Origin of the sequence: Pseudomonas sp. CFII64, from assembly GCF_000416235.1 — a bacterium.
Taxonomy (GTDB): Bacteria; Pseudomonadota; Gammaproteobacteria; order Pseudomonadales; family Pseudomonadaceae; genus Aquipseudomonas.
The window spans coordinates 1-258 of the sequence record NZ_ATLO01000041.1 but is presented as its reverse complement, the minus strand read 5'-3'; the positions used below and the strand labels follow the sequence as shown (position 1 = coordinate 258).

Sequence of the window (258 nt, the reverse complement as noted above, 5' to 3'; positions counted from 1 at the left end):
AAGGTCGCCTGGATATCAATCGCTTTACCGCGAGCAGCGAGCGCGCCCAGTTGTGGCGTCAGCAGGAAATGAGCCAGTCATTGCTCAGCGAATGCCTGCAACAGCGCCAGACCGAACAATGCCTGGCCGATCACATGAGCCTGGAGGGCTTCAACTACGCGGCGGCATTTCATTTTGTCAGCCAGCTGTTCGTCACCCTGGCGCTGGGTCCGTCTGGCTACGACCCGTTGGCCGCCAGCGGCGACATCAGCGACGCCC

The 258-nt window shown here is 61.6% G+C and carries 1 protein-coding gene; it reads left to right on the top strand.

The genetic code is table 11. The features are described 5' to 3' along the window. Positions 1 to 258, top strand: a 258-nt coding sequence (locus tag CFII64_RS30070) for a hypothetical protein (protein WP_020292226.1), incomplete at both ends; no start/stop codon positions are given.